The sequence below is a fragment of the Prevotella sp. LMAG:51 genome (assembly GCF_008680225.1).
GTDB classification, from domain to species: Bacteria; Bacteroidota; Bacteroidia; order Bacteroidales; family Bacteroidaceae; genus Prevotella; species Prevotella pectinovora.
Genome location: NZ_NALQ01000021.1, coordinates 45694 through 71363, shown reverse-complemented (window position 1 = coordinate 71363; position 25670 = coordinate 45694). Strand labels below are relative to the sequence as shown.

Annotated in this window: 18 protein-coding genes; 3 read left to right on the top strand and 15 right to left on the bottom strand. The window is 50.7% G+C overall.

The genetic code is table 11. The features are described 5' to 3' along the window. Positions 1-82: 82 nt before the first annotated feature. Positions 83-2446 carry a bifunctional dihydroorotate dehydrogenase B NAD binding subunit/NADPH-dependent glutamate synthase gene (locus CCC32_RS07295; RefSeq protein ID WP_287073358.1) on the bottom strand — a complete coding sequence of 788 codons (2364 nt, stop codon included), beginning with the start codon at positions 2444-2446 and terminating at the stop codon, positions 83-85. Between the two features lie 107 nt (positions 2447-2553). On the opposite strand from CCC32_RS07295, the gene CCC32_RS07290 reads away from it, so the two are divergent. Then, entirely contained in the window at positions 2554-3270 is a 717-nt protein-coding gene (locus tag CCC32_RS07290; RefSeq protein WP_287073356.1) for a PriCT-2 domain-containing protein, read from the top strand. Between the two features lie 202 nt (positions 3271-3472). Here CCC32_RS07290 and pyrF read toward each other — a convergent pair whose 3' ends face one another. Genes pyrF through proS form a run of 3 tightly spaced genes read right to left on the bottom strand, consistent with a single transcriptional unit; the run spans position 3473 to position 6941 of the window. Then, positions 3473-4297 carry an orotidine-5'-phosphate decarboxylase gene (pyrF, locus tag CCC32_RS07285; protein ID WP_287073354.1) on the bottom strand — a complete coding sequence of 275 codons (825 nt, stop codon included), beginning with the start codon at positions 4295-4297 and terminating at the stop codon, positions 3473-3475. 33 nt (positions 4298-4330) lie between these two features. Continuing rightward, positions 4331-5443, bottom strand: a complete 1113-nt coding sequence (gene prfA / locus CCC32_RS07280) for a peptide chain release factor 1 (protein ID WP_044064544.1) — start codon at positions 5441-5443, stop codon at positions 4331-4333. A 16-nt stretch (positions 5444-5459) separates the two neighbouring features. Continuing rightward, positions 5460-6941: a proline--tRNA ligase gene (gene proS / locus CCC32_RS07275; RefSeq protein ID WP_022317286.1), complete on the bottom strand. Its 1482-nt coding sequence runs from the start codon at positions 6939-6941 to the stop codon at positions 5460-5462. Positions 6942-7328: 387 nt separating this feature from the next. Here proS and mutA point away from each other — a divergent pair, with 387 nt between their 5' ends. Further along, entirely contained in the window at positions 7329-9191 is a 1863-nt protein-coding gene (gene mutA / locus CCC32_RS07270) for a methylmalonyl-CoA mutase small subunit (protein WP_042520074.1), read from the top strand. After that, positions 9188-11332 (top strand): methylmalonyl-CoA mutase, encoded by a 2145-nt coding sequence (scpA, locus tag CCC32_RS07265; protein WP_022317284.1) that lies wholly within the window; start codon positions 9188-9190, stop codon positions 11330-11332. The genes mutA and scpA overlap by 4 nt, the downstream gene beginning before the upstream one ends. 214 nt (positions 11333-11546) lie before the next feature. Here scpA and cbiB read toward each other — a convergent pair whose 3' ends face one another. From cbiB to CCC32_RS07215, 11 genes are read right to left on the bottom strand one after another with little or no spacing between them, the layout of a single operon-like run. Next, the gene (cbiB, locus tag CCC32_RS07260) at positions 11547-12545 is read right to left on the bottom strand and encodes an adenosylcobinamide-phosphate synthase CbiB (protein WP_156145341.1); all 999 of its coding nucleotides are present in this window, start codon (positions 12543-12545) and stop codon (positions 11547-11549) included. Then, entirely contained in the window at positions 12542-13555 is a 1014-nt protein-coding gene (locus CCC32_RS07255; protein WP_022317282.1) for an aminotransferase class I/II-fold pyridoxal phosphate-dependent enzyme, read from the bottom strand. The genes cbiB and CCC32_RS07255 overlap by 4 nt, the downstream gene beginning before the upstream one ends. Continuing rightward, entirely contained in the window at positions 13552-15015 is a 1464-nt protein-coding gene (locus CCC32_RS07250; RefSeq protein WP_022317281.1) for a cobyric acid synthase, read from the bottom strand. The genes CCC32_RS07255 and CCC32_RS07250 overlap by 4 nt, the downstream gene beginning before the upstream one ends. Before the next feature lie 4 nt (positions 15016-15019). Then, positions 15020-15652: a type 1 glutamine amidotransferase family protein gene (locus tag CCC32_RS12810; RefSeq protein ID WP_022317280.1), complete on the bottom strand. Its 633-nt coding sequence runs from the start codon at positions 15650-15652 to the stop codon at positions 15020-15022. After that, complete coding sequence (locus tag CCC32_RS12805; protein WP_022317279.1) at positions 15649-16311, bottom strand: cobyrinic acid a,c-diamide synthase CobB; 663 nt, start codon at positions 16309-16311, stop codon at positions 15649-15651. Before CCC32_RS12805 ends, CCC32_RS12810 begins: the two co-directional genes overlap by 4 nt. Before the next feature lie 20 nt (positions 16312-16331). After that, positions 16332-17375: an iron chelate uptake ABC transporter family permease subunit gene (locus tag CCC32_RS07240; protein ID WP_287073346.1), complete on the bottom strand. Its 1044-nt coding sequence runs from the start codon at positions 17373-17375 to the stop codon at positions 16332-16334. Continuing rightward, positions 17357-19129 (bottom strand): cobalt-precorrin-5B (C(1))-methyltransferase CbiD, encoded by a 1773-nt coding sequence (cbiD, locus tag CCC32_RS07235; protein WP_287073343.1) that lies wholly within the window; start codon positions 19127-19129, stop codon positions 17357-17359. The genes CCC32_RS07240 and cbiD overlap by 19 nt, the downstream gene beginning before the upstream one ends. Further along, the gene (gene cobM, locus CCC32_RS07230; protein ID WP_231560846.1) at positions 19126-20949 is read right to left on the bottom strand and encodes a precorrin-4 C(11)-methyltransferase; all 1824 of its coding nucleotides are present in this window, start codon (positions 20947-20949) and stop codon (positions 19126-19128) included. The genes cbiD and cobM overlap by 4 nt, the downstream gene beginning before the upstream one ends. Before the next feature lie 38 nt (positions 20950-20987). Next, a complete protein-coding gene (locus CCC32_RS07225) occupies positions 20988-22157 on the bottom strand; it encodes a bifunctional cobalt-precorrin-7 (C(5))-methyltransferase/cobalt-precorrin-6B (C(15))-methyltransferase (RefSeq protein ID WP_044064550.1) in 1170 nt (389 codons plus the stop codon). A 22-nt stretch (positions 22158-22179) separates the two neighbouring features. Next, positions 22180-23580, bottom strand: coding sequence for a precorrin-3B C(17)-methyltransferase (gene cobJ, locus CCC32_RS07220; protein WP_287073340.1), 1401 nt, complete (start codon positions 23578-23580; stop codon positions 22180-22182). Between the two features lies 1 nt (position 23581). Beyond that, positions 23582-25660: a TonB-dependent receptor plug domain-containing protein gene (locus CCC32_RS07215; RefSeq protein WP_287073338.1), complete on the bottom strand. Its 2079-nt coding sequence runs from the start codon at positions 25658-25660 to the stop codon at positions 23582-23584. Positions 25661-25670: the final 10 nt, after the last annotated feature.

Here is a 25670-nt window from a genome sequence, read left to right as displayed (position 1 = left end):
GACTAATAGGACTGATAAAACCTATATCTCCTATAAGTCCTATCAGTCTTATTAGTCCTATCAGCTATATCCAGGCTGGGCATTATTTGCTGCCCTTGAGCGCCTTGTCCATGTTTTCGGCGGCACGTCTGCCGTCGCCCATAGCCAGGATCACCGTGGCTCCGCCGCGCACGATGTCGCCTCCGGCGAAGATTTCCTTCCTCGAGCTCTGCATGCAGTCGTCCACGGCGATGGTGTCTTTCCTGCCCAGTTCCAGTCCCTCGATGGATTTCGGCACGAGGGGGTTCGGCGACACGCCCACCGCTACTATCACCTGGTCGGTCTCCACGGTCAGGGTCTTGCCTTCTATCGGTTTCGGACTTCTTCTTCCGCTGGCGTCGGGCTCTCCCAGTTCCATCACCTGTAGCACCGCCTTGCATACGGCACCGTTTTTGTCGGCGATGTATTCAATAGGATTGTGCAGGTTGAGGAAATTTATCCCCTCCTCCTTGGCGTGTCTCACCTCTTCCAGTCTTGCCGGCATTTCAGCCTCAGAGCGTCTGTATACTATTGTCACGTCGGCTCCCAGTCTCTTTGCTGTTCTGCAAGAGTCCATTGCCGTGTTTCCTCCGCCAATCACGAGCACCTTCTTGCCGAAGTTCATCGGTGTGTCCGTCTTCGGGTCGGCAGCGTCCATGAGGTTCACTCGTGTGAGATATTCGTTAGATGACATTATGTTGATGGCGTTCTCTCCCGGTATGTTCATGAAGTTAGGCAGTCCTGCTCCGCTTCCCACGAAGAATCCCTTGAATCCCTCTTCCTTGAGCTGCTCTATGGTGATGGTCTTTCCGATGATACAGTCTGTGGTGAACTCCACTCCGAGCTTCCTGAGATTTTCTATCTCCACGTCCACAATGTGGTTGGGCAGTCTGAACTCCGGAATTCCGTATTTCAGCACTCCACCGATTTCGTGCAGCGCTTCAAACACGTGCACCTCGTAGCCCCTCTTTGCCATGTCGCCTGCGAAGCTTAGTCCCGATGGTCCTGAGCCCACCACTGCCACTTTCACTCCGTTGCTCTCCGGCCTTCCGTCGTTCTGTTCGCCGCATCTCTGTGCGTAGTCGGCTGCGAATCTCTCCAGATATCCTATCGCCACCGCCGGCTCGTTCATCTTCAGGTGTATGCATCTGCTTTCGCATTGCTTCTCCTGCGGGCATACTCGTCCGCATACGGCAGGCAGCGATGATGTGTTCTTGAGCACCCGTGCGGCTCCCTGTATGTTTCCGCGCTCTATGTTCTTTATAAACGAAGGTATGTCGATGCTCACGGGGCATCCTTCCGTGCACGACGGCTTTGCGCAGTCCAGGCATCTGTGGGCTTCGCGCTGAGCCATTTCGAGCGTTATCCCCTGGTTCACCTCTTCCTTGCGGTGTGCGATTCTGTATTCGGGGCTCAGCTCCGGCATCTCCACGCGTTCTATCGCCATGCGCTCCTTCGGCTTCATGCTCTTGCGCAGCTCTTTGCGCCATTCCGCCTCTCTGTCCTTGAGCTGCTCCAGTGTCTCTGTGGTGAAGGCTGCCGGGGCGCCATCGCCGTTGGTCTGCGCCTTGGCTCCGCAGTTGCATTCAGCGGTCTCTGGCCTGCACAGATGCTCTTCGAAATGTTCCATCTCTTCTCTCTCAACCGCCTTGAATGTGCCCATTCTCTTGAACATCTCGTCCCAGTCAACGAGTGCTCCGTCGAATTCCGGTCCGTCGATGCATACGAACTTTGTCTTTCCTCCGATTGTCAGTCGGCATGCGCCGCACATTCCCGTGCCGTCCACCATGATTGTGTTGAGCGACACGTCGGTGGGGATATTATATTTTCCGGTGAGCAGGCAGCAGAATTTCATCATTATCGGGGGGCCGATGGCCACCACCTTGTCAATGTGTTCCTGGTTGATGAATTTCTCTATTCCTATGGTCACCACTCCCTTCTCGCCGTATGATCCGTCGTCGGTCATTATGATCACTTCGTCGCTGTATTCCCTCACCTCGTCTTCGAGTATGATGAGGTCTTTGTTTCTTCCGGCTATCACGGAGAGAATTCTGTTTCCCGCCTTCTTGAGCGCCTTGATGATGGGCAGCAGGGGTGCTGTGCCCACTCCTCCTCCGGCGCACACCACGGTGCCGAAGTTCTGTATGTGTGTGGGGCTTCCGAGCGGTCCCACCACGTCTTCCACGTAGTCGCCCTCGCTGAGCCTGCAGAGTTTCCTGGACGAGAGTCCCACTTCCTGCACCACGAGCGTTATGGTGCCCCTGTGGGTGTCGGCGTCGGCTATGGTGAGCGGCATTCTCTCACTGTTTTTGTCCACTCTGATTATCACGAAGTTGCCTGCCTTGCGGCTTTTTGCTATGAGGGGCGCTTCGATTTCGAATTTGAATACTTTTTCTGAAAATTGTTGTTTCTGTATTATCTTGTTCATGCTCGTTAGTGGTTTTGATTTAACGAATCTGTGTATTAGATTTCTTTTGCCGTGCAAATATAGCAACATTTTTTGAATGCTGCCATTTTGCACGGCAAAAAATCAGTATGTCGGCGGCTTTCTCACTTTATTTCTATCCATGTGGGCTCTCCGGGCTTGCGGCTGTCGAGCAGCTGCATGAGGCGTGTCAGGGCTACGACAACTGGCTGAGACTCGCCTTCGCACTTTCAGACGGACTCGGAGAGGCTGGCAGACAGATTTTCGACCGCCTCTCGCAAATGAACGCCGACTACGACACTCGGGAATGCAACCGACTCTACGACAACTGCATGAAAGGAAACAAGGGAGGAATCACTATCGCCACCTTCTTCCAGATGGCAAGAGATCTGGCAAATGTTGACCTCAAGGAGATGGCAAGGGAAAGAGGGAAAAGAGAGGAAGAAAGTACCAAAAGTACCAAAAGTACCAAAGTACCAAAGTACCATAAGAACAATATAAAATGTAATAAAAAAGATAATATATTGATATATAACAACTTAGACAAAAGTACCATACTCCATTGGAACTTTGGTACTTTGGGACTTTTGGGACTTTCTTGTAAAAACTTTTCCAACGGCTATACATTCTCCGACAAGTTGGATACGGCAGACCTACCTCCCACACTCAAGAAAATCATGCACAACACGGCGGAACGGAATCGCAAAGCGGCGAAACAGAAGTGCAAAGCGGCGGAACAGAGAATGCAAGCAACTGATTGGCTAACCACAAAACACCTATATATGAACAACAACAGCAGACGAAACCCTCTGCCCGATTGGGGCTGAACAGAGAAAAGCCAAGCCGGCTTCGGAGTCTGTCGTATGACGACTTCCGGAGCCGGCTTTGTTCGTTTCGTCTTGCCGGGGGCAGACGGTTTCCCGTTGTCTGATTGATTGTCAGCGCTCAATACTATCTGTCCCTCCCCTTTGGGGGAGGCCAGGTGGGGGCTGGAGTGGTGAAGCAAGGTTACTTTCTCCAGTCTCCCGTTTATCTGATTTTCTCCAGTTCCTCCTGCATCTGCTGCTGCAGCTCGGCAGCCTTGGCGGCCGCCACCTGTGCAAAGTCAGTGCCGGAGCTGGCGTAGATGATGCCACGGCTGCTGTTCACGAGCAGTCCGCAGTCTTTGTTCATGCCGTATTTGCACACCTCCTCGAGGCTTCCGCCCTGTGCGCCCACTCCCGGCACGAGCAGGAAGTGGTCGGGGGCTATCCTGCGGATGTCTTCAAACATCTTGCCCTGTGTGGCGCCCACCACATACATCATGTTGTTTTTGTCGCCCCACTTCTGCGATGTGCGGAGCACTTTCTCGAAGAGACGCTCGCCGCTCTGGTCGGCGGTGAGCTGGAAGTCGTGAGACCCCTTGTTGCTGGTCAGGGCGAGCAGTATCACCCATTTGCCCTCGTATTGCAGGAACGGCACCACGCTGTCTTCTCCCATATACGGTGCCACGGTGAGCGAGTCGATGTTGTATTCCTCGAAGAATGTGCGGGCATACATGGTCGATGTGTTTCCGATGTCTCCGCGTTTGGCGTCGGCGATGATGAAGTGGTCGGGGTAGGCCCCCTTGAGATAGTTGATTGTCTTCTCGAAGGAGACGAGTCCCTTCACTCCCATGCTCTCGTAGAAGGCGAGGTTGGGCTTGTAAGCCACGCAGTATTTTGCGGTGGCGTCGATTATCTGCTTGTTGAAGGCGAAGATGGGGTCTTCGGCGGAGAGCAGGTATTGCGGGATTTTCTTGATGTCGGTGTCGAGTCCGACGCAAAGGAAGGTTTTCTTCGTGAAAATCTGTTTTATGAGTTCTTCTCTGGTCATAGCGTTATGAAATGTTTTTTTTGTTTGTCTTTTCTACAGCTCGTTCTCTTTCATCCTCTCGGCGTTTTCCTCCACTGTGAGCGCGTCAATCATCTCCTGAATGTCGCCGCCGAGGAATCCCTGCAGGTCGTGAGTGGTGAAGCCGATGCGGTGGTCGGTCACGCGGCCCTGGGGAAAGTTGTATGTGCGTATCTTTGCCGAGCGGTCGCCGGTTGAGACCAGTGTCTTGCGGCGCGAGGCGATGTCGTCGATGTATTTCTGGTGTTCGCGGTCGTATATGAAGGTACGCAGGCGCGAGAGGGCGCGCTCCTTGTTCTTGGGCTGGTCGCGGGTCTCCGTACATTCGATGAGAATTTCCTCCACTTCGCCCGTGTTGGGGTTTTTCCAGGGATAGCGCAGCCTCACGCCCGACTCCACCTTGTTCACGTTCTGTCCGCCGGCTCCGCTGCTTCTGAAGGTGTCCCATTTGATGTCGCCCTCGTTGATGTTCACTTCAAACTTGTCTGCCTCGGGCAGCACTGCCACGGTAGCCGCCGAGGTGTGCATCCTGCCCTGTGTCTCGGTTGCGGGCACGCGCTGCACACGGTGTACGCCAGACTCGTATTTCAGCACTCCGTACACTCCGTCGCCGCTCACGGCGAAGTCGATTTCCTTGTATCCTCCGGCTGCTCCCTCGCTCACGCTGGTCACTGAGAGTGTCCACCCCTTGGAGTCGCAGAATCGCTTGTACATGCCGAAGAGGTCGCCGGCAAAGAGGGCTGCCTCGTCGCCTCCGGCTCCGGCTCTGATTTCCATCTGCACGTTCTTGTCGTCTTCGGGGTCTTTGGGCACGAGTGCCATCTTTATCTCCTCTTCGATGCGGGGCTGCAGGGCCTCGTTTGTCTGCAGTTCCTCTCGCGCCATCTCCTTGAGGTCGGGGTCGCTCTCGTTGGCCAGGATGTCCTTGGCCTCCCTGATAGAGGAGAGGCAGCTGATGTATCGCTTCCGGGCGTCCATAATGTCGCCGAGGTCTTTGTATTCCTTTGTGAGCTTGACGTAGCGCTGCTGGTCGGCTATCACCCCGGGGTCGGTGATGAGGGTGGAAACCTCTTCGTAACGGCTCACCAGTCCGTTGAGCTTCTCTAATATACTGTTGTTGTCTGGCATCGGTATGCTTGTTTGATTAATAGCTTCTGGCGATTATCACGCGTTTTGTGGATGGCTTGCCCGACACCATGTCGGTGCCCGGTGTCTGCTCCACTCCGAACGGGATGCAGCGGATGGTGGCCTGTGTCTCCTCCTTTATCTTTGCCTCGGTCTCGGCGGTGCCGTCCCACGGGCAGATGAAGAAGCCTCCGTCTTTCACCTTTTCCTTGAATTCCTCGTAGTTGTCGCATTCGTAGATGCGCTCGTCGCGGTATGCCTTCGCCTTGGCGAAGATGTTTGCCTGGATGTCGTCGAGCAGCTGCTCCACGTGTTCCACGATGCCTTCGAGCGGGCGTGTCTCCTTCTCCAGGGTGTCGCGGCGCATGATTTCCACGGTGTTGTTCTCGAGGTCGCGTCCGCCCATCACGAGGCGCACTGGCACTCCCTTGAGCTCATAGTCGGCGAATTTGAATCCTGGGCGCTTGTTCTCGGCGTCGTCGTATTTCACGCTGATGCCGGCCTTTCTGAGGGCGCTGATCACGGGCTGGAGCTTTTCGCTGATGGCGTCGAGCTGTTCGCGGCCCTTGGTGATGGGCACGATCACCACCTGTATCGGCGCGAGCTTCGGTGGGAGCACCAGGCCGTTGTCGTCGGAATGGGTCATGATGAGCGCTCCGATGAGGCGGGTGGACACGCCCCATGATGTGGCCCACACGTATTCAGGCTTGTTGTCCTTGTTGAGATAGGTCACGTCGAAGGCCTTGGCGAAGTTCTGTCCGAGGAAGTGGCTCGTGCCGCTCTGCAGCGCCTTTCCGTCCTGCATCATGGCCTCGATGGTGTAGGTGTCGAGGGCGCCGGCAAAGCGCTCTGTCTCGCTCTTCACGCCTCTCACCACGGGCACGGCCATATACTGCTCGGCAAAGTCGGCATAGACGTGGAGCATCTTCTGTGCCTCGGCCTCGGCCTCCTCCTTCGTGGCGTGGGCTGTGTGGCCCTCCTGCCAGAGGAACTCTGAGGTACGAAGGAACGGACGGGTGCGCATTTCCCAGCGCATCACGTTGCACCACTGATTGCACATGAGCGGCAGGTCGCGCCATGAGTGTATCCAGTTCTTGTATGTGTTCCAGATGATGGTCTCTGAAGTGGGGCGGATGATGAGCTCCTCGTCGAGCTTGGCGGCAGGGTCTACCTCAACGCCGCTCTTGTCTTCCTTGGCCTTCAGCCTGTAGTGGGTCACGACGGCACACTCCTTGGCGAATCCCTCCACGTGTTCTGCCTCACGCGAGAGGAACGACTTGGGGATGAGCAGGGGGAAGTATGCGTTCTGGGCGCCTGTCTCCTTGAACATGGCGTCGAGCTGGTGCTGCATCTTCTCCCAGATGGCATAGCCGTAGGGCTTTATTATCATGCAGCCTCTCACGGGCGACTGCTCTGCCAAGTCGGCCTTTGTTACCAGGTCGTTGTACCACTGGCTGTAGTTCTCTGATCTTTTCGTAAGTTGTTTTAATTCTTTTGCCATTATCGTAATTGTTGTTTTGTTGACGTGATTGTATTCATTGCTGACGGGGTGTCGGCATGGGATTCCATCCGGGCCTCCTTTCCGTCATTTGGCTGCAAAATTATAAAAAAAAAACCAAACCATATATATATGCCGGGATATTTTCCCAAACCAAGGCCATGCGATTGACGGCTGCAGGCGGCAGTTTGCCACGTTGATATGTCAAAGTGTTTCGTAAAGACATGATTTTTGATATTGTTTTGTAAAAAACTCTTCCGTTTTTTTCTGAATATTGAAAAATTGCTTTACCTTTGCATTTAGGAGAAAGTGCCACACGGATTGTGGCGCCCGATTCATTGTGTTTGTATAATACTTTGAAACATATTAACTTATATAATACTACACACTATGTCGAATTGCAAAGAGCAACTCTTTACGGAGTTTAAGGCTCCTACACGTCAAGAATGGCTTGACAAGATTCAGGTGGACCTGAAGGGAGCCGACTTTAACAAACGTCTCGTCTGGCGCACAAACGAGGGATTCAACGTGCAGCCTTTTTATCTGAAGGAAGACCTTGAGAACCTCAAGACACCAGACTCACTTCCGGGAGAATTCCCGTTCGTACGCGGCAACAAGAAGGGCGACAACGCATGGTACGTGAGACAGCGCATCATGGCCGACGACGCCGCAGCGGCAAACGAAAAGGCGCTGGACATCCTGAACAGGGGAGTGGACTCGCTGTCGTTCAAGATACCGGGAAAGAACATCTCCAAGGATTTCGTCGAGACACTGCTCAAGGGAATCGAATGCGAAGCCGTGGAGCTAAACTTCAACACCTGCAAACGCCACACCCTGGAACTGGCAAAGATCCTGGACGGGTATTTCACGGCGAAGGGATATGACAAGACGAAGATCGTGGGTTCTTTCAACTGGGACCCGATGGAGAAAATCGTGGTGAAGGGACTCGACACGGTGGCCCTGCTCGCACAGGCACCGCAGATCGTGGAGGCAATGAAGGAATACCCCAACTTCCGCACAATCTGCGTGAACGCTGTGGCGCTCAACAACAACGGAGCCTACATCGTGCAGGAACTCGGATATGCACTGGCATGGGGCAACGAATACATGAACCAGCTCGTGGAAGCAGGAACAGACGCCGACGAGGCTGCAAAGAACATCAAGTTCAACCTCGGCATCTCGGAGAACTTCTTCATGGAAATGGCAAAATTCCGTGCAGCCAGAATGCTGTGGGCGGAAATCGTGAAGCAGTATGCACCGAAAGACGACGCATCATGCATGATGTGCGTGAACGCTGCCACATCAAAATACAACATGACGATGTTTGACAGCTATGTCAACATGCTCCGCTCACAGACAGAGGCAATGAGCGCCGCTCTCGCCGGAGTGCATTCAATAGAGGTGTTGCCGTTCGACGCCGTATACGAGACTCCTAACGAATTCTCGGAGCGCATCGCACGCAACCAGCAGCTGCTGCTCAAGGAGGAGAGCCACTTCGACAAGGTGGTGGACCCGGGAGCAGGAAGCTACTTCATCGAAGAGCTCACCACATCGCTCGCCAACGAGGCCTGGAAGATCTTCCTCAACGTGGAAGACAACGGTGGATTCCTGGAGGCTGCAAAGAAGGGAATCGTGCAGGACGACATCAACGCCACAAACGCCAAGCGCCACGACGCTGCCGCAAAGAGAAAGGAATTCATACTGGGTACAAACCAGTTCCCTAACTTCACGGAGAAAAGCGAAGGAAAGCGCGCAAAGAACGCATGCTGCGGATGCGCTGACAAGGGCGCACACGAGGAAGCCTTCAAGGCTATAAAGACAACACGTCTGGCTGCCGACTTCGAAGACCTGAGAATCTCGGTGGAGGAAAGCGAGAAGACTCCTACTGCCTTCATGCTCACTATCGGAAACCTGGCAATGAGACAGGCAAGAGCACAGTTCAGCTGCAACTTCCTGGCTTGCGCCGGCTACAAGGTGATGGACAACCTCGGATTCAAGACCGTGGAGGAAGGCGTGGACGCAGCACTCAAGGCTGGCGCCGACATCGTGGTGCTTTGTTCGAGCGACGACGAATATGCTGAATACGCAGTGCCTGCCTTCGAATACCTCAACGGCAGAGCCATGTTCGTAGTGGCTGGAGCACCGGCATGCATGGAAGACCTCAAGGCAAAGGGTATAGAGAACTTTATACACGTGAAGTGCAATGTGCTTGAGACATTGAAGGAGTATAACCAAAAACTGGGAATAAAATGAGAAAGAATTTTAAAGACATAGATATTTTTTCAGGTATAAAGAGCGTTGATGGCGCTGCTTGGCAGGAGTCAAACAACATCAAGGCAAACTGGAAAACCCCTGAACACATTGAGGTAAAGCCTGTTTATACCAAAGAAGACCTGGAGGGCATGGAGCATCTCGGATATACTGCCGGCCTTCCTCCGTTCCTGCGCGGACCTTACAGCATGATGTATCCTTTCCGCCCATGGACAATCCGTCAGTATGCAGGATTCTCTACTGCCGAGGAGAGCAACGCATTCTACCGTAGAAACCTCGCCAGCGGACAGAAAGGTCTGTCGGTGGCATTCGACCTCCCTACACACCGCGGCTACGACCCGGACAACGCTCGTGTGGTGGGCGACGTGGGTAAGGCTGGCGTGTCTATCTGCTCGATCGAGAACATGAAAGTGCTCTTCAACGGAATTCCGCTCAACAAGATGTCGGTATCTATGACCATGAACGGTGCCGTGTTGCCTGTAATGGCATTCTACATCGTGGCAGGACTGGAGCAGGGAGCCAAGCTCGAGGAGATGGCAGGAACAATCCAGAACGACATTCTCAAGGAGTTCATGGTGAGAAACACCTACATCTACCCGCCTGCATTCTCAATGAGAATCATCAGCGACATCTTCGGATACACATCCAAACTGATGCCTAAGTTCAACTCTATCTCTATCTCCGGTTACCACATGCAGGAGGCTGGAGCTACGGCAGACATCGAGCTGGCTTACACCATCGCCGACGGTCTGGAGTATGTGAGAGCCGGTGTGAACGCAGGTATCGACATCGACGCCTTCGCTCCACGTCTGTCTTTCTTCTGGGGAATTTCGATGAACCACTTCATGGAGGTTGCCAAAATGCGCGCAGCACGTATGCTGTGGGCAAAGGTAATCAAGCAGTTCAACCCGAAGAACGCAAAGTCGCTGATGCTCAGAACACACTGTCAGACATCAGGATGGTCGCTCACAGAGCAGGATCCGTTCAACAACGTGGGTCGTACCTGCATCGAGGCAATGACTGCAGCCCTCGGACATACTCAGAGTCTGCATACAAACGCTCTCGACGAGGCCATCGCATTGCCTACTGACTTCTCTGCACGTATCGCACGAAACACTCAGATTTATATACAGAACGAGACCAAGATCTGCAAGCACATCGACCCATGGGCTGGTTCATACTATGTGGAGAGCCTGACAAACGAGCTCGCACACAAGGCATGGGAGCACATACAGGAAATCGAGAAGCTCGGCGGAATGGCAAAGGCCATCGAGACCGGAGTGCCGAAGATGCGCATCGAGGAGGCTGCCGCACGCACACAGGCTCGTATCGACAGCGGTTCGCAGGTTATCGTCGGTACTAACAAGTATCGTCTTGACCATGAGGATCCTATCGACATCCTGGAGGTGGACAACTCTGCTGTAAGAGAGGAGCAGGTGAAGGGACTCGCTGAACTGCGTGCAAACCGCGACAACGAGAAATGCAAGGAGGCTCTTGCTGCACTCACAGAATGCGTGCGCACGGGAGAGGGCAACCTCTTGGAGAAGGCTGTGGAGTGTGCCAAGCTGCGCTGCACCCTTGGAGAGATCAGTGATGCCTGCGAGGAAATCGTAGGACGTTATAAAGCAGTTATAAGAACAATTTCAGGCGTGTATTCATCAGAAAGTAAGAACGACTCAGATTTCCATAAGGCATGTGAGTTGACGGAAGAGTTCGCTAAGAAGGAAGGACGCAGACCACGTATCTTCGTTGCTAAAATGGGTCAGGACGGTCATGACCGAGGTGCCAAGGTAGTGGCTACAGGATATGCTGACTGTGGCTTCGACGTGGATATGGGACCATTGTTCCAGACTCCGGCTGAGGCTGCAAGAGAGGCTGTGGAGAACGACGTGAACATCGTGGGTGCCAGTTCGCTCGCCGCTGGTCACAAGACTCTCATTCCTCAGCTTATTGAGGAACTGAAGAAACTCGGACGTGAGGACATCATGGTTATCGCCGGTGGAGTTATCCCGGCACAGGACTACGACTTCCTCTACAAGGCTGGTGTGGCTGCAATCTTCGGTCCTGGCACTTCAGTGGCAAAGGCTGCCTGCGAGATGATGAACATCTTGCTCGACAAGTAACAGCTATCTTCTTGACGGACAGGGGTTTGTCTCGTTTTGTGGAATAAAAACTTTTATCCGGACAAGTATGATTGTTCTGCGAAATTGGTCTGTTGCCTTTTGACAAGCGGCAGACAATTTGGAAATGCTATAAAAAAAGATGCGTCTTGCAATGGCAGGATGCATCTTTTTTTATAGGCTGATAAGAATATCCTTCCTCCTGGCAGACCACGGACTATACAACAATGGCAGCAGCTGCCACTACAGCGATGATTTCAGCAGCAAGGCAGATGTGCAGACTTGATGTCATGTCGGAGAATGTTATAGGACGGGCATTTGAACCGATATAGGGCTTATAGAACAGTTCGCCGAAATAATCGTGAGGACCGCCGAAACGGCAGTCGAGCAATGACGAGAGAGCGGCCTCAGGCCATCCGCTGTTAGGCGAGGCATGGCAACGGGAGTAACGTCTGGTAGTTTGCAGGTAATACGCAAGAGAGCGTCGTGAGCGCGATCTGGAGAACTGCATATAGCCCCATCCTGCCAATATCATCAGCAGGGCGGTGAGGCGTGCAGGCAGATAGTTGGCTATGTCGTCGATGCGGGCTGCCCAGCAGCCGAAGTCTTTGTAGCGCTTGTTCTGATAGCCTATCATGGAGTCGAGGGTGTTTATCATCTTATAGGCCATCATTCCCGGCACACCAAGCAGGGCAAACCAGAAAAGCGGAGCAATGACACCATCGGAGAGGTTTTCGGCAAGTGTCTCCAGAGCTGCCGTAGACACTTCCTGCCGGGAGAGCGACAGAGTGTCGCGTCCCACAATCCTGGCCACCTGCTGTCGGCCCTCGTCAAGTCCCAGTTCTAGTTTTCCGAATACCATCCTCACTTCGCGGCGCAACGTCTTTCCGGCAAGGCAGAAGAAGACGCAGAGCGACCCCAACGCATAGGAGAGCAGCGGAAAAGCCCATCCCGTGTCGTAGCTGTCTGTCAGCATTCTGAGCGCCTCTGTCAGCAGCCACATGATGCCGAACGTCATCAAGATGCTTGAAACGGCAAAGACAGCACCTTTAAGTCGCTTTCTTTTGCCGCAGTTGAGCCTGTGTTCGCCCATGGAAATCCATCTGCCCATATATACCACAGGGTGGGGGAGCCGTGAGGGGTCGCCGAAGATGATGTCGAGAGCCCAACCTGTGAGAAGGCTTGCTAACATGATGTGGGTATTCAGAAAATTCATTGTTTCATCCATTCTTCCAGAGATTTTATCAGTTTGTCGTTTTCTTCGCGAGTCTGCACGGCTATGCGGAAATGCTGCGGAGTGAGCGTCTCGAAGTTGCTTGCGTCACGTATCAGTATGCTGTGTGAAGCAACGAGGAATTCCTTCAGCGTGGCAGCGTCTGATTCCGGCAGTCTGCAGAGCAGCATATTTGAGTCTGAAGGATACGTCATTATGCCAAGTTCCTCAATGAGCCTGCCTACCCGTTCCCGCTCAGAGCAGAGAGCTGCCGTGTCGATGCTATAGTCTTCATGGTGTTTGAGCAGAAACATGCCGGCGCAGATGGCAAGGCTGTTTACCGACCACGGCATGCGGTGGCTGCGGAGCAGGGATATGAGCCGGCGGCTGGCAGTGACGAAGCCGAGGCGCAGTCCGGGGATTCCGAAGTCTTTTGTCATGGAGTTCAGCAGAAGCACATTGCCTTGACGGGCACACTCCCGGGGCTGGAGAGTACGCTTGAGCGTGTAGTGGGAGTAGCTCTGGTCGATAATGAACAATGTGTCGGGATTGTTGCTGATGACGGCAGACACGACATCGTGGTCTGTCACGGTGCCTGTGGGGTTGTTGGGGTTGCAGAACCACACGGTGTCGTTGTTGCCGAACCGGTCGGATGGCGTTATCTTTGACAGGGTGTGGATCCGGCTGCCGTACATGCTGCAGGCGTCGCCATATTCTGCGAAGGTGGGTTGCAGGATGTGTTGTGTCTTCCCACTGAAACATTGGGCAATGAGGTATATGGCCTCCGTGGCTCCGTTGGTCACCATAATGCAGTCTGCCTCAACACCTGTCTGCCGTGCTATCGCTCTTTCGAGAGATGCTGGCGCAGGTTCAGGGTAGCTTGTTATGAGTGGCAACTTTTCGGAGAGATAGGCGAAAAGCCGCGAATGGTCGAAGTGGTTGAATATGTTGGTGGAGAAGTTCATCTCCACATTCTTGTATTTATATAGGTCGTCGCCGTGTCCATGTATCATGGTGTCATTATTTTGATAAGTTTTTCTATGTCTACATATTTTCTCACGTGGTCGGCAAGGAGGTCGTACTGTCTGTTCTTGAATTCCTCAATGCTGACATTGCCTGCCTTGGCTTTACTCTTGCAGAGGGGGGTGATGAAATGGTCTGTCACGGCAGAGTTGTCGAGAAATCCGTGGAGGTAGGTGCCCGTGCAGTTGTTTCCGCTGACAATAAGGTCGGCTTTCTGGCCTGCTCTGTCGTTGCCCTGGCTGTAGGTGGTAATGCCCTGATGGATTTCGTAGCCTTTGCACTCTTTACCGTTGAAAATGAAATCCGTCTGCCGTGTGGTCTTTTCTGGCAACATCTCGGTTATGGTGTCGAGAAGGCCGAGTCCGGGCAGTTGCGGAATGCTGCCTTCCACGGCATGAGGATCGAGCACCGATTGCCCCAACATCTGATAGCCGCCACAGATGCCGATGACGGTCTTCCCGTTGCGATGTGCCCTTACTATTGCTTGGGCAACACCGTTTTTGCGCAATTCGTATAAATCGTCGAGGGTTGCTTTCGTGCCGGGCAGAATGATGATGTCGGCTTTTTCTATATCGGCGGTATTGTTGGTATAGAACAGGTTGACGCGCTCGTCGCGCTCCAGTATGTTGAAGTCTGTGAAGTTTGATATATGTCGGAGCAGCACCACCGCAACGTTCACCTTGTCGGTAGCCATCTGACGGGCTTTGCGCTCCAGTTCCACGCTGTCTTCCTCTTCTATCACGATGTCTTTGAACATCGGTACTATGCCCAGCACAGGGATGCCGCATATCTGCTCCAGTAGTTTCTTTCCCTCATCGAAGAGACGAATGTCTCCGCGGAACTTGTTTATTATTATGCCCTTTATCCTCTTCCTGTCATCGGGAGTCTGCAGCATCACACTGCCATAGCATGATGCAAATACACCGCCACGGTCTATATCAGCCACGAGAATTACGTCAGCGTCGGCATGCCGGGCCATTGGCATGTTCACGAGGTCTGAGTCGCGTAGGTTTATTTCAGACACGCTCCCGGCACCCTCCATGATAATCGGACAGAAAGATTGGCTGAGCCTGTCGAAGGCTGCGTTCACTGCCTTGCGTAGTTCTTCGCGACCCTCTTTGCGGAAATAATCGTATGCCGAGCGGTTGCCTATCGGTCGTCCGTTCAGTACCACTTGTGTGGTGTGTTCGGAGTTGGGTTTCAGCAGCAGGGGGTTCATGTCTGTAGTGCAGACCACTCCGGCAGCTTCTGCCTGTACAGCCTGGGCACGGCCGATTTCCAGTCCGTCGGGTGTGGCATAAGAGTTGAGAGCCATGTTCTGCGCCTTGAAAGGGGCAGGGTGGTAGCCCTCCTGCAAGAAGATGCGGCAGAGGGCAGTGGCAATTATGCTTTTGCCTACGTCGCTTCCAGTGCCTGCAAGCATTAAAGGGTGTAATATATTGTGTGTCATAATGTTATAGTCTGATTGTTGAAATTTTGAAGAAGGGGAATCCAGTCTCTGCCCAATACCAGTGGGTGTAGCCTGCTACTACATTTTTATATCTGTATAGAGCCGTGGTGGTCTTGGTGTTTTTTGCAGAAAGCTGTATGCATTCTTTGTGTATTTCCCCATTGTAAAAGCTCTTGTTGTGAGAGGTCTCGTCTGTCAGTGTAACGTCATCATTGATGTCGGAATAATGGAATTCATGTCCTCTTATGCATTGGTTCCTGCCATCGATTGTCAGATACATCTGTCTGTAGCCCAGATGCAGGCGGGCGTCGCGCATCGAGGCGCTGAAAGGGAAGACACCGCACATCGGAATGTTGTCAATATCGTGGCACAGGTACATGAAACCTCCACATTCTGCAAATATCCTGCCTCCGTTTTCGGCATAGGCCTTGATTTCTGCCATCATTTCAGAATTTCCCGAGATGTCGTCGAGATATAGTTCGGGGTAGCCTCCTGGCAGATAGAGAATATCGCACGAAGGCAGATGACTGTCGTGAAGAGGTGAGAAAAACCTGACTTCGCCCATTGTGCGGAGCGAGTCGATGTTGGCACGATATATGAAGTTGAAAGCCTCGTCTTTTGCTATCAGGATTCTCATGATTCAAGGATTTTGTCAATGTCTACATGCTTTTCTATTTCTTTGGCGGCAGCTTCTATGATGCGGTTCATTTCCTGTCTTTCGGATATTGTAAGCCCAAGATGCCTGCCTGGGATTGTCAGTTCGCTGTTCTTGGCCATATAGCCAAAGCATTCCACTCCGGCGTCGTTGCAGGCAGATTTCAGAAACCGGAAATGATTTTCAGACCCTACGTTGTTGAACACCACTCCGGCAATCTGAAGATTCTTGTTGAAATTCTTGAAACCATAGATCAGCGGTGCCACGCTGTAGGCCATAGACTTTGCGTTGACGATGAGGATGACAGGAAGATGGAGCATGATGGCAATCTCGGCGCTGCTGCCGTGAAAACCGTCGTAGCCGTCGAAGAGTCCCATCACGCCTTCTGCTATTGCAACGTCGGCATTTTGTGAATAATCCGAGAATATTTTTCTTACATGTTGGGCAGAGGCCATGAAGGTGTCGAGGTTAAGGCTCTCGTTGCCTGACGCCATATGGTGGAAGATGGTGTCGATATAGTCAGGGCCGCATTTGAAAGGCTGCACGCAGAGTCCTCGTTGGGTGAGAGCACGCAGCAGTCCCATTGTGAATGTCGTTTTGCCGCTGTTTGATGTGGCGGCTCCTATGAGGAATGATTTCATTGTCGCTATGTTTATGTTTGTCAGATCAGATTTCTTTTCTTTTTCAGTAGGATAGACAATGCTATCGGTGCTCCGATGAGCGATGTGACTGAGTTAATCGGAAGTGCTCCTTCGAAGCCTGGCATTCGGGCAATGAAGTTGCAAAGCAGAGCCAATGCCGCTCCGCAAAGCACGTTGGCTGGCAGCAATATATTGTGGTCGGTGGTGTTGAAAAGACCGCGGCATATGTGAGGCACGGCAAGACCGAGGAACATTATAGGACCACAATAGGCGGTAACGATAGCGGTGAGAGTGCCGGCGGAGGCAATAGTAAGCATTCGTGCCCGTTTGACATTGAGACCGAGATTCGTGGCATAGAGGTCACCCAAGAGCAAGATGTTCAGTGGCTTTGCGAGTAGCATGACAAATGGCAGGAGAAAAGCGGTGAGACCGGTGAATACATATACCTGTCCGCCTGTGACGCGGGAGAAGGAACCGAGCCCCCAGATTACGTAGGCTCGTATATCTTCCTCGCTTGAGAAATATTTGAGCACTCCGATGATGGCTGTGGCAATATAGCCTATGAGTACACCGGTGATGAGCAGAGTGACGTTGCCTTCCACCTTATGGGAGAGAAAGACTATCAGCGACATCACGAGCATGGCACCGAAAATGGCGGCAATGGTTATGGCTGTGTTGCCGATAATGCCGAAACTCGACAGGGGTGTGCCGCCGATGGCTCCGCTTAGCAATACAACGAAAGCTACACCAAGACTTGCAGCACTGGAAATGCCCAGTACGGAAGGTCCGGCAAGGGGATTGCGGAAGACGGTCTGCATCTCAAGTCCGGCTACAGACAAGCCTGCGCCACAGGCCATGGCTGTAATGGTTTGAGGCAATCGCGTGTATATTATGATATTTGTCCACACCTCAGCATTCGCTCCTTGCAGGGCCTTGTCGCTGAAGGGATTGAGGATTGTCAATACAGCGTTTACTGGAATGGCTACTGAGCCTACAGCCAGATTCAGCATAGCCAGAACTATGATGCCCAGTATGAGCAATGTCATCATTGTAGAGTGTCGCATATCAGTTTTATTTTTATTTCTCCTTGCGGGAAAACAGTCTTGGTGTTTTCATGGCAGAGAGATTTTATCCTTTCGAAAAAACAGGCTGGCATGATGTTCCATAGCTCCCTTGCCATTGTTATGTGGCTGATGGGAGATGGGTCTATGCCGAGTTGCTTGGCGGTGGAGATAAGGAAATCTTTGTTCATAACCACTTTGTGTGAGTGAGTGTCTAGGTTTCCATCCGCCAATTTCACTGCTTTTCCTATCATGATGGCGAGAGTTGCACGCCTGAATCCAATATCATAGGCAGCTTTCAGCGCCTCGCCAATGAAATTGCCGTAGTGTATGCAGCGTATGTCCCTTTCTTCCCTCAATGCCTTTTCGCTTTTCATTCCGGCAACGAGTCCGATCTCTCGTCGCCCCATGGCCCATGCCACTTCCAGTTCGCGGCGTATGCTTCGTATGAAGGCATCGTTGGAAAGAGGGTGGACAATGCCTGATGTGCCTAAGATGCTAATGCCACCAACCACACCTACCCTCGGATTGAAAGTATGTTTGGCTATTTCCTCTCCGTTCTCCACGCTTATCGTTACATCAACGTCCATGTTCGTGATACGGCTTATTTCATTTATAATCATTTTACGGGGCGTTGGGTTCACTGCAGGTTCGCCGATAGGGATGCCCAAGCCTGGAAGAGTGACGGTGCCAACTCCACTGCCATGAAGAAACCTTATCTGTTGTCGGCTCATCGTTGGATTGCCTGTATCCTGTTGTCTGACAGGGCAAGAGATGCGAGATGTTATTCTACAGCCTCTTGTCACATCCGGATCGTCGCTGAAGTCTTTTGTGACGGTGGCAATTCCTTTGGCGTTGTGTTCAACGGGGATAGTGAGTATTTCACCATCAGGAAGAGAGAAGGAAACTTCCTCGTCGTCATCATCAAACAAGAGGGAGAGAAGTGCTGCTTTTGTAGCAGCTGTGGCGCAGGCACCGGTAGTGAGACCTGTTTTCAGTGGAAAGAAATCGGGCATCATCTGTTCGATGCTTCGTCTTAGTCCGTATTTTCCTGTTACGTAAACCCAATCGCCGGGAAGTGCAGGATGCTCGATTACGTAGATTTTCAGCCCTAGTTTTTGTGCTGCCTCTATCTTTGCGTCGAATCCTCCGGACAATCCGCTTTCCTTGGTCAGTATGGCATCGCAGCCAATGCGCTTCATCATGGCCTTTTCAGCTTCGGCTGATGGTATCTCAAGGTTTTCGTTATACATTACCAGATGCTCACTTGGGAAACCTGAGACCTCCGCTTTGTCAAGACTCTCCTGTCTGTCGAGGATTCGGAAGAAAGTTGTATGTTTCCGCCAATAAGCTTCCAACTTACTGATAGTGTTTACTCCACTCAACGCCAGCAGACAGTTGATGTCGTCAGCTTCGAGTCTACTGATAGCTTCTTCATAGCTATGGCAATATGTCACACCGATGGCGTGGCGTGGGAAAGAACGTTCAACCCTTATTACAGGAATGCCTGCTTCTTCAATCGCCTTGTGCAGGTTTTCGGCAAAGGGGTGGGCAGCGTCGATGATGCAGCAGATATTATTGTCGTGGCAGAATGACTTTATCTCAGTGGCGGACATGCTTCCAGAGAGACGCACGCCGTTGTGCATCTCCACTTCTTGCAGCTTGCTTCTTGTGGAGTAGTAGAATGGCTTTCCTGCTTCTTCGCATACCTCCACAGCGATGCGGCCTTCTGTTGTGCCGCCAAAGATAAGTATCATTCTTTACCCTTTCTGAATAGATGAGTGAAATGTCCGTCGTAGAGTTTGCTCAGACCATTACGATTGTCGATAGCCTCTCCTACAACTATCATTGTTGTGAGAGTAAGGTTGTTGTCCTTGAGAATCTTGGACAGGTCTTTCAGTTGGCCACGATAAATGCGCTGCTCTTTCCATGTTAATTTATAGCATGCCGCAACAGGCGTTTCGGGAGGATAACCTCCATCGAGGAGTTCTTTCATCACTTCGTCTACAATGCTGGCACTGAGGAATATACACATAGTGGATTGATGCTCTGCCAAGAGATGGAGCTTCTCTTTGTCGGGCATTGGAGTACGTCCTTCGCCACGGGTCAGGATGATAGTCTGACATTTTTCCGGGATTGTGAACTGGCTTCTGAGTTCTGCAGCGGCAGCAAGAAAACTGCTGATACCAGGAGTGATGTGGTAGTGCATACCGTATTCGTCGAAATATGCCATCTGTTCCTGTATGGCACCATAGATACAAGGGTCGCCTGTATGGAGACGCACTATGAGTTTTCCTTCGTCATAGAATTTCTTCATCAGGTGGAATTGCTCCTCAAGGTCCATTCCTGCAGATGAGCGTACTGTGGCTCCCGCTTTGGCACAGTATGTCAGTTCCTTGGGTACAAGACTTCCTGCATAAAGGATAAGATCTGCCTGCTCGAGGAATTTCCTGCCGCGCACGCTTATAAGATCAGGGTCGCCTGGACCAGCCCCCACTATTTCTATGTGTCCGTTGTCAAGGCTATTGTTCATGTCTGGTTTGTGGCATGCAAATTCGTCTTCACCAAGAGCCCATGTATAGAAAAACGTCTTGTCGCCGGCAGACACACTACCTTTCTGTTTCTCCACCACCAAACTGCCGTTTCTGCTTGCAGCCAATGCGGAAGCCTCAGCAACACCATGGCAGCCTGTCACTTCAAATACCTTGTCGGAAGGGTTCGGAACCTCTATCTGGCAAAGAGTCTCGGCAGGATAGATATTCAGTTCGGCCCATGGCAATAGGGCTTGGAGTTTCTTCAATGCAGCCTCGTCTTTCTTCAATGTTATGGTTGAGACAGTTCGTATGCTCTCCATAGCATAGCCTTCATTGCGGACATTCGACAATATTTCGTTGGCAATACCAGTGGGAGCGTCTTTCTGGCAACCAATGCCGAGATTGAGGCATTGCGGACAATACTGGATATGTTTCACTCTGCTTATGTCATATCTGTGTGGAGACACCAAGATCAGCAATTCTTTATTCCATTTGTCATTACCGGTAGTCTTGTCGTTAGAATTGCCATCTGACAAATAGTCATTATAGCTGTCGTAGACTGTGACATGTGTCGGGCATGAGGATTTCAAATATCTTGTTCCTTCGTCATCCACTTCACACACGAGGGCGGTTGGGCATTTGTTGACAAATGTAGCGATGACTTTATTCATTTCCTCATTTGTCATTTTGGTGATTTGCCATCCGAAGCGCTTGGCTATGGTGTCGAGAGACCACAGACCGGTATTGTCGCTCTGGGTGGTTATAATAGCCTCAGCATTTATAACTTTCGCTATTTCTCGGGCAAGGCCGTTGGCACCGCCCACGTGTCCGCTCAAAACAGGAATTACGTATTTCCCTGTTGAGTCTACACATACTACTGCGGGGTCGGTGTGTTTGTCTTTGACAATGGGAAGTATTTTTCTCACGCAGATGCCCAATGCTCCGATGAAGACTATCGCCTCACCATCAAAGCACAAGTTTCCTTTTCGTATTTTGTCTGCAAGACGTCTGCCTGCATCGTTTATTGTCTCGTATTTTATCATATTGCTTTCAAACGTATTGTGTTCTACAACACAGGAGCTCATATCGCTCTCATTATTGTAATAGGGTTGTTGCCGTCAACAGTTATCGTGTGTAGTATTTCTGTTGTCATGCCTAACTCTCTCGTAATGCTGAAGAAAGAGTCTTTGCTTGTTTCGCTGACAGAATTGAAAACTATGCAACCAGAGTGAGACAAGACATTTTTTACTTTTATAAGTACTTCTTTCATCTTGCCTCCATAACCGCCGATGAATACGGCGTCGGGCAGGGGGCAGTCGCTTATGTCCATATTGCAGAAGTCGCCTATCCTTGCGTCAATGCCAGGGGCATGGAATTTCCTGGAGTTTGCAAGCATGAGTTCCTTTCCCTCGTCGCGTATTTCGAATGCCGTGACCTTCAGATGAGGATAGGCGAGCTTGGCCTCAATGCTCACGCTACCAGTACAGAATCCTATATCCCAGAAGGATTTCTTTTCAGCTAACTGAAGGGCCGACAAAGATGCCATACGTACGGGCATTTTAGTTATCATCCTGCTGCGGCCATCCAGCAAGTGGAAGGCTTCGTCTGGGATGCCGATATTCTGGCGTATGAGTTTTCTTTGTTCCAATATTATGCAATTAGGGGTAGAGTAACCTTTGGCAGGGTCGTATTGTCCAAAGTTCTCTTTTTCTTCATTGCCAAGGTTTTCACCCACATACATTTCGTAGTTGTCGTAGCCATAGGTGTGCATTCTTTGCCATATCTCATGTGGAGTCTTGTTCTTGTCGGTGAGACAGCCAATGAGACGTTCTCCGCGTATGAGGGCTTCGTCTAACCGGTCCCACGGTCTGCCGGTAAGCGATGCCGTGTACATGTCATTATAAGCGAGATTTAGTTTGTGTGCAAGTAGCTGAAGAGAGTTGAATGTGGGAAACACTTTCATTTGTACTTCAGGAAAAGACCTCTTTACGGTATTGGCGAAACCATAGAACAGGGGGTCGCCTGAGGCGAAAATTACCAGTTCATCATGGTGCTTGTATTTTTCCAGTACGTCGGTAATTGGTATGGTAATGTTTATCCATACGTATCTGGTGGGCAACATGCTGGCTATGATTTCATGATGGCGCATACCACCGGAGAAGACTCTTCCTGCGGATATGATTTTCATGACCTCTGGTGTGAGGCAAAGTCTGTGGCTGTCGGAGAGTCCTATAATATAACATTTATTCATGTCTTCACTACTTATAATAGGGTTATACGTCTCTGCCCGGTCTCAATTGTTCTGCATCGTCGAATGTCAGAATGCTGTTTATGAGCGTTGCTGCAAGATTACTTCCGCCCTTCCTTCCGTCAATTATGATTTTAGGTATATCGGTGAGAGCCTTGGCTGCGTGTTTGCTTTCCTCAACATGTACGAATCCGACAGGTGCTCCCACTATTCCTGCAGGTCTGCAAATTTGTTTTCTTACCAGCGAACAGAGTTCCAGCAGTGCTGTAGGAGCATTGCCGAAGGCATATAGGGCGTTGGGATGCTCTTGTGAAGCAAGCCGCATCCCGGCCTGAGCGCGGGTTATGTTTTTTTCTTTGGCCATTTCTATAGCGCGGGGGTCATTGATGTAGCATACGGTTTCTATTCCAAGTCGCTCCAGTGCTCCCTTGCGTATGCCGGATGCTACCATAGAGACATCTGTAACAATAACCTTTATTTCTCTGCTTTTTACCTTGTCGTAAATCTTTACTGTGGCTTCGTTGTCCATCCACAACAGGTTTTCCATATCGAAGTCTGCCGTAGTATGAATGGCATGAAGGAGTGGCCATAGTTTCCATGTAGGGATGTCCCGGTTCTTCAGTTCATTTCTGATAGTTCGGAAAGACTTTATCATTATGCTTTGCCCCACTTTGCAATCTTCATCCTCCTTGTCTTTGCGGTAATAGCCACGTGGGGTGATGAACGATCCGTTCCAGTTGTAAGACTGGCTGTTGCCAATTATTACCACTGTAAACATATCTATATCCTCAGGATTGAAATCCTTCAGCGTTGTGATCTTTACACTTTGTTCCTCACGTCCTGCTTGTCTCACGTATCCTACGATATTGTCCTCGCTTCTATATTTGAGAAACAGTTCTTTCAGACGGTACAACTGCCAGTATCTGCCGTTGCTTTTAGGGTTATATACGGCAGTGATGAAGTCAGCTTCCGCTGCAGCAACAATTCTTTTCTCTATCACATGCCAGGGCGTCATGAGGTCGCTCATGGATATTACGCAGAAGTCATGTCCCATCGGAGCTCCGAGGAGGGAGGCTGCTTTCTGGAATGCGCTGATGCCGGGTATTGAGACGATTTCCACTTTGGATTCCTTCTCACGCTTCATCTCATAAATGAGAGGAGCCATGCCATATATGCCGGCATCGCCGCTGGAAACCACACACACGGTATTCCCCTTCTCGGCATATTCAAAGGCCATCTCGGCACGTTGGCGTTCTTTTTTCATTCCGGTGTCTATGCAGACTGTATCGTCGGATATGAACTTCTCGATGAACTGGAAGTAATATTTGTATCCTACAACTACGTTACTGTCTGCTACGGCCTGTTGAAGTGCGGGAGTTATATCTTCCGCACTGCCAGGTCCGATGCCTGCCACATATATTCTCATATCAGTCTTTGAATTTTAAAGTTACACTCAATATAACGGATCTTCCAGGATTTATTGTAGAGAAATTAGAATTCCAGTAAGATGTGTCACGCTTGTTGAAGATATTGTCTATGCCTACACCTGGTGTTATGGTAAATTGTTTCAGGCTGAAAGTGTGCCGCGTAACAATGTCCCATTGCTGATATTCAGGAGCGTAACCATATGTATTTGAGTATCTTTTGCCCTGTATGTGACCGTTGATCTGGGTGTTTAGATGATATGAACCCCAGCTTTTGTCCCATGCGGCAGATACATTTACAACATTTTTCACGCTCTTGTCCACTGGAGTTTCTGACATCTTATATTGTTGTGTCTTTTTGTCAAGCGTCACGCTTTTTGCCTTGGTATCGCAGAATGTATAGCCTGCAGAAGCAGAGAATCCATATGGGAGAAGAAGCTTTAAGTTTGTTGATATTCCCTTTATGGTGGCTTTGTCTATATTGTCGCGTTGACGTATAGTTGTCCAGCCTTCATTATAGAGTGCCGTCAGTTTCTCACTGGCTTCAATCTCAGTCTGTGTCATGGTGCGGTAGTTTATCATGTTGCGGATATTGTTGAGGAATCCGCTGACGCTCAGGGTGAACCACTTGTTGGCATATTCCAGGTTGGCATTCCAGAATCTGTTCTTTTCGGGCTTCAGCCTGGTGTTGTTGATTGTGTATCGGGCAGATGTCTTAGTCTGGTCGGTAGCATAAAGCTGAGAGAGGGTAGGGGTACGGTAGCCTTCAGCATAGCTTACTCTGGCTCTGAATCCGGCGATGTGATAGAAGAGGGCCGCATTTGGAGTCACATTGCTTCCGAAGTGCTTGTTGTAGGTATATCTCAGTCCCACAACAGCTTCCAGACCTTTGACAATGCGGATTTCATCCTGTGCGAACAGGTTGTATGTATATGTGCTCTCCTTGTCAATATTGTCAGAGGCGCTCTTCAGGTTTTCCTGTTCCATCTCTATGCCAGCCGATAGCTTGTTCCAGTTGTTGAGCCTGAAAATACCTTTTATGGTCTCGTTTATATACTGTGTGTTCTTGCGTGTTTCGTCGTAAGCTTCTTTGGTTGCCGTTTGCCAGTAGTCATAAGCCGACTTGAAGTTGTCCATGTATACGTCAAAGTAGAGATGCACATTTCTGTTTGGCACCCATCTTGCACCAGCTCCCAAGTTGTATGTCCTGTGTTTTATATCGTAGGTGTAGGCTTGCTTTGAAGTATAAGTATAAGTCTTGTCCCCCGTAGTCTTGTCGGTAGTTGCTTTCTGTGTGTAGTATGTAGCGTTTCTGTCGCGTCCGGTTTTGTGACCATATAGGTTGCCGGAAAGGTAGATGTCGATTTCGTCATTGAATCTCCACTCCAGCCTCTCGCTGATGTTGTCAGACTTGAAAGCCGTAGACATCGGTCTGCCGGTAAGCTTCAATACGGATTCGTCGCCTTCCTTGAATTCCTGATATCTGTTCACTTGCCAGTTGTCAGCCTGACGGTGGTTATAGCTTGTGTAGCTTGAGAATTTACCCTTTGTTATATCCACGTTGATATCCTGGTCGAATCTGCCTTTGTTCATCACTTTTGTGCTACTTGTCACCTCAAGGTTGTTTTTGCCATCGTCTGTGATTACGTTTATCACTCCGGCTATGGCATTACTTCCATAAAGGGCGCTTGCTGCTCCCGACAGGATTTCTATGCGCTTGATGTTGTCAATGCTGATACGGTTCCATCTGTCGTCGCCCGACATTCTCTTGCCGTTTACGAGAATCAGCATGTATGCGTCGCTTATTCCGTTGAAATTCACGGTGGTGCCCATTCCGTTTGTATAGGTGGTTATGTTTGATGTGAGTTTGGCCAAGGCTTCCTGCAGACTTGTCACATTGGCATTTTTCAGTTCTTTTGCCGAGATTACCTTCACTTCAACGGGTGAGTTTTCTGCCTTTCTATAGGTGCCTGTACCTGTTACGATAACAGGATTGAGTATATTCTCGCGAACTTTGTCATTCTGTGCTGATGCAATGCTTGGTATAGTCAGGGCAAAGGGTAAAAATATAAGGCGATTCATAAATATCTTG

Bases quoted from the DNA above. Each gene is read 5' to 3' on its own strand.
- CCC32_RS07295 (WP_287073358.1), bottom strand. From the start codon at position 2,446: ATGAACAAGATAATACAGAAACAACAATTTTCAGAAAAAGTATTCAAA.
- CCC32_RS07290 (WP_287073356.1), top strand. From the start codon at position 2,554: ATGTCGGCGGCTTTCTCACTTTATTTCTATCCATGTGGGCTCTCCGGG.
- pyrF (WP_287073354.1), bottom strand. From the start codon at position 4,297: ATGACCAGAGAAGAACTCATAAAACAGATTTTCACGAAGAAAACCTTC.
- prfA (WP_044064544.1), bottom strand. From the start codon at position 5,443: ATGCCAGACAACAACAGTATATTAGAGAAGCTCAACGGACTGGTGAGC.
- proS (WP_022317286.1), bottom strand. From the start codon at position 6,941: ATGGCAAAAGAATTAAAACAACTTACGAAAAGATCAGAGAACTACAGC.
- mutA (WP_042520074.1), top strand. From the start codon at position 7,329: ATGTCGAATTGCAAAGAGCAACTCTTTACGGAGTTTAAGGCTCCTACA.
- scpA (WP_022317284.1), top strand. From the start codon at position 9,188: ATGAGAAAGAATTTTAAAGACATAGATATTTTTTCAGGTATAAAGAGC.
- cbiB (WP_156145341.1), bottom strand. From the start codon at position 12,545: ATGAATTTTCTGAATACCCACATCATGTTAGCAAGCCTTCTCACAGGT.
- CCC32_RS07255 (WP_022317282.1), bottom strand. From the start codon at position 13,555: ATGATACATGGACACGGCGACGACCTATATAAATACAAGAATGTGGAG.
- CCC32_RS07250 (WP_022317281.1), bottom strand. From the start codon at position 15,015: ATGACACACAATATATTACACCCTTTAATGCTTGCAGGCACTGGAAGC.
- CCC32_RS12810 (WP_022317280.1), bottom strand. From the start codon at position 15,652: ATGAGAATCCTGATAGCAAAAGACGAGGCTTTCAACTTCATATATCGT.
- CCC32_RS12805 (WP_022317279.1), bottom strand. From the start codon at position 16,311: ATGAAATCATTCCTCATAGGAGCCGCCACATCAAACAGCGGCAAAACG.
- CCC32_RS07240 (WP_287073346.1), bottom strand. From the start codon at position 17,375: ATGCGACACTCTACAATGATGACATTGCTCATACTGGGCATCATAGTT.
- cbiD (WP_287073343.1), bottom strand. From the start codon at position 19,129: ATGATACTTATCTTTGGCGGCACAACAGAAGGCCGCATCGCTGTGGAG.
- cobM (WP_231560846.1), bottom strand. From the start codon at position 20,949: ATGATAAAATACGAGACAATAAACGATGCAGGCAGACGTCTTGCAGAC.
- CCC32_RS07225 (WP_044064550.1), bottom strand. From the start codon at position 22,157: ATGAATAAATGTTATATTATAGGACTCTCCGACAGCCACAGACTTTGC.
- cobJ (WP_287073340.1), bottom strand. From the start codon at position 23,580: ATGAGAATATATGTGGCAGGCATCGGACCTGGCAGTGCGGAAGATATA.
- CCC32_RS07215 (WP_287073338.1), bottom strand. From the start codon at position 25,660: ATGAATCGCCTTATATTTTTACCCTTTGCCCTGACTATACCAAGCATT.